Here is a 3,857-nt window from a genome sequence, read left to right on the forward strand (position 1 = left end):
GCAAGCCTGTGATCGCTCGAACGGGTGGTCGCTCGCCTCACGATGGGAGAAGGGGGCCATGAAGCGCGAGTACGAAGTCCGGTTTCTGCCGGGGTCGTCGGGGGTGAGGGGGAAGCCGGCGCGGTAGTCGACGTCGGGTTCGGGGCTGATGGGTTCGCCGGTGCGGGCGTCGGTGCAGTAGGCGTCGAAGACCTCGGCCTCGGTGAGCGGGACGAGCCGGCCCTGGTGGAGGCGCCAGCCGTGGAGGCGGTCGGGGGCGTCGGGGGTGCTGGTGCGCAGGACGACTCCGCCGGGGGTGGAGCGGGCGATGCCGGCGGCGAGCACGCTGACGAACTCGGCGCCTTCGGCGGTGTCGAGGCGGGCGGGGTCGGAGCTGTCGCGGGTGGTGTGGAGGAGGGCGATGAGCTGGTCGCCCTCGGCGGGGACGCTGCAGACGAGGTGGTGGGTGCCGGGTCCGGCAGCGTCGAGGAGGCACAGCAGGAGCTGGGAGGCGCGGTCGAAGGAGGCGCGGCCGATGTCCTGTCCGCAGTCGGCGCAGGTGCCGGCGTCGGTGAGGAGCATGGTGGCGTACTCCCAGGTGGCGCGGCGGACGGCGGTGTCGACGAGGAGCGGGACGAGGGCGTCGAGGGACTGCCCGGTGTAGGTGACGCGGGGGCCGCCGGCGGCGCGTTCAGCGGTGTAGCGGCTGCGGCTGGCGGGGTGGTCGGGGTCGAGGCCGGTGTCGGCGCAGTAGTCGGCGTATTCCTCGGGGTCGAAGAGGGCGACGGTGGTGTGGCCGACCTGGGCAGCGAGGGTCTTGAGGAGTTCGTCGACGTGGGCGAGGTAGCGGGTGTGGTCATCGAAGGGGAAGGTCTCGTACTGCCGCATGGCGGTGAAGTCCTCCTCGTCGGCGATCAGGGCGACGGTGCCGGCGATCTCCCTGCGCAGTGCGCGGCGGAGCGCGGTCGGGGTGGTGGTGCGGGTGGTGCGGGCCTGGCCGGAGGCGCCGGGTGTGCGGTGGTGCTGGTTCATCTCTCCCCCTGGGTGTGAGCACGGTCGATCAGTGCTCACTCACCGTAACCGTCGGCACTGACAGTGACGACTGTTCGGTCGGGGCGGCCGAGGCGGCTGGTTCGGCCGGGGCGGCGGGGTCCGCCGGAGCCGCGGGGTCCGCCCGTTCGACGCGGGCGCGGATCAGCCGGTGCTGGGCGGCTCCGGTGGCGACGAGGGCGAGGCCGAGGACGGGCCAGGCGAGGGCGCCGGCGGTCATGACTCCGGTGACGAGGAGGGGTCCGGCGAAGCGCTGGCTGGACTGGGCGAGGCCGTGCACTCCGAGGTAGGAGCCCTGGGCCTCGGCGGGGGCGAGGGCGACGGAGAGTTCCCAGGACGCGGTGGCGTGGATGATCTCGGCGAAGGTCAGGGCGACGACGGCGACGGCGAGGGCGGTGATGGCGAGGGCGCGGCCGCCGGCCGCGGAGGCGGCGAGGGCGAGGGTGCCGACGATCCAGAGGCCGACGAGCGGGACGATCAGGCGCCGGGCGGCGCGGGTGGTGGCGCCGAAGCGGGCGAGCGGCACCTGGAGGAGGACGACGAGGACGGTGTTGAGGACCAGGAGCAGCGGAGCGAGGCCGACGGGGGCGGTGGTGGCGTGGACGATCCAGAGCGGGACGGCGACCTGGAGGATCGTGTCGTCGAGGAAGAGGGCGGCGTCGGTGGCGGTGTAGGCCAGGAAGGTGCGGTCGCGCCAGGGGTTGGCACGTCGGGCGGCCTTGGTGCGGCCGTCGGTCGCGGTGGCGACGACCCGGGCGGGGGCCGGGGGTTCGGCGCAGCGCACGGTGAGGGCGGCGATGACGAGGTAGGTGACGACGTTGCCGACGAGGAGCAGTCCGTAGGCGCGGGTGCTGCCGGTGGCGAGCGCGGCGGCGGCGCCGAGGCCGCCGAGGGACCAGCCGATGTTGACGGTGGTGCGCTGGATGGCCTGGTAGCGGACGCGGTCCGGGCCGGCGAGCCGGGCGGCGTAGAGCTTGATGAGGACGCTGCCGGCGCGGTCGGGCAGGGCGCCGAGGGCGGAGTAGAGGGTGAGGAGGAGGAAGTTGTCCGTGGTGAGGAGGGCGAGGAGGGCGGCGCCGCGCATGAGTTGGGCGGCGGCGATGACCCGGACGAGGGGGAAGCGGTCGGCGAGCCGGCCGGCGAGCGGTGCGCCGGCGACGCCGACGCCGCCGGCGACGGTCATGAGGAGGCCGACCTGGCCGAGGCCGAGCCCGGACACGTAGGTGAAGTAGAGCGCGGTGCAGCCGGCCCAGAGGCCGGTGCCGGTCTTGTCGATGATGCTGACGACGAGCATCCGGCGGCCGTCACGGCCTCCGGGTATGCGGTCGAGAGCGGTGCGGTGCCACGCGGTACGACGGCTCACTCGGTTCCCCCTTGACAACGAGTTTTGTATTGATACATAGTTCAGTACGTGGCAACACAATATGCGATCACAGGGGCGACGGCCAAGGGGATTGCCGCGTCCGTCGAGCGCGGGGTGGCCGAGGGCGAGCTCGCTCCGGGCGACGCGCTGCCCCCCGTACGACGGCTCGCCGACGAGCTAAGCGTGAGTCCGGGCACGGTGGCGACGGCGTACAAGGAGCTGCGACAGCGCGGCCTCGTCGTCACGCGCGGCCGGGGCGGCACGGTGGTCGCGCAGGCGCCGGCCGTGGCCTCGCGGCGCCCGCCGCGGGTGCCGGCGGGCCTGGTCGACCTGGCCGGCGGCCATCCGGACCCGGCCTTCCTGCCGGTGCTGCACCCTCCGGCCGAGGTGCGCCCGTCCTTCGGCTCGCACCGCGCAGCGCCGCGGCTCGGTCGGCTGGAGGAGCTGGCGCGGGCCTGGTTCGCCCGGGACGGCGTGCCGGCGGAGCGCCTCACGTTCGCCTACGGGTCGCTCGACTGCATCGCCCGACTGCTCTCCGTCGAGCTGCGGCCCGGCGACGCCGTGGCGGTCGAGGACCCCGGCTTCCATCATCTGCTCGACCTGGTACCGGCCCTGGGTCTGCGCATGGTGCCGGTCGCCGTGGACCGCGAGGGCATCACTCCCGAGGCCCTCCGCACCGCGCTGAAGGCCGGGGTACGGGCCCTGGTGTGCACCCCGCGCGCCCAGAACCCGACCGGGGCGTCCTTCTCGTCCGCCCGGCGCGACGAACTTGCGGCACTGCTCCGGGAGTTCCCCGAGGTCCTGGTCGTCGAGGACGACTACACCGTGGAGATCGAGGCGCCGCCCGCGCCCACCCTCGGCGCGGCGGGCCTGGAGCGCTGGGCGCAGGTGCGGACCGTGTCCAAGCGGCTGGGGGTCGACCTGCGGTGGGCCGCGGTTGCCGGTGATCCGGTGACGATCGCCCGGCACGACGGGCGGATGCTGATGACCTCCGGCTGGGTCAGCCACGTCCTTCAGGAGACGGTCGTCGGACTGCTGGCCGATCCGGCGGTGTCCCGACTCGTGGCGACCGGCGAGGCCGCCTACACGGAGCGGCGCGAGACGCTGCTCGGCGCGCTCGGCTCGTACGGCATCCGCGCGACGGGCGGCGGGATCAACGTGTGGGTGCCGGTGCGCGACGAGTCGGCCGTGGTGAACGGGCTGCGGACGCAGGGCTGGTGGGTGGCGGCCGGTGCCCGGTTCCGGATCGCCACGCCCACCGGCGTACGGATCACGACGGCGACCCTGCTGCCCGCGCAGGCCGAGCGGCTCGCGGCGGACTTCGCGGCGGTGCTCGGTGACGTGCAGGCGACGTACGGAGGCTGACCGGGTGCACGGTGAAGGGCCCCGCGTGGGTGCGTACGAGAACCCCGCGTAGGAGTCCGCTCAGCTGAAGATTCGTTTGTTGTTTGCCCGCTTCTGGTCT

General features: G+C 73.9%; 3 protein-coding genes. 1 reads left to right on the top strand and 2 read right to left on the bottom strand.

Going from position 1 to position 3,857, the window contains the following annotated elements; all coding sequences use genetic code 11:
• Together ACWEJX_RS37545 and ACWEJX_RS37550 are read right to left on the bottom strand one after the other, a co-directional pair.
• Window positions 1–1,011 (bottom strand): hypothetical protein (locus tag ACWEJX_RS37545; protein ID WP_451611889.1); only part of this gene is annotated, 1,011 nt, incomplete at its 3' end.
• Window positions 1,012–1,039: 28 nt separating this feature from the next.
• Complete coding sequence (locus ACWEJX_RS37550) at window positions 1,040–2,392, bottom strand: MFS transporter (protein ID WP_451611890.1); 1,353 nt, start codon at window positions 2,390–2,392, stop codon at window positions 1,040–1,042.
• Window positions 2,393–2,440: 48 nt separating this feature from the next.
• On the opposite strand from ACWEJX_RS37550, the gene ACWEJX_RS37555 reads away from it, so the two are divergent.
• Window positions 2,441–3,757, top strand: a complete 1,317-nt coding sequence (locus ACWEJX_RS37555; protein ID WP_451611891.1) for an aminotransferase class I/II-fold pyridoxal phosphate-dependent enzyme — start codon at window positions 2,441–2,443, stop codon at window positions 3,755–3,757.
• The last annotated feature ends 100 nt before the right edge of the window (window positions 3,758–3,857 follow it).

The sequence above is a fragment of the Streptomyces sp. NPDC004788 genome (genome assembly GCF_053601115.1).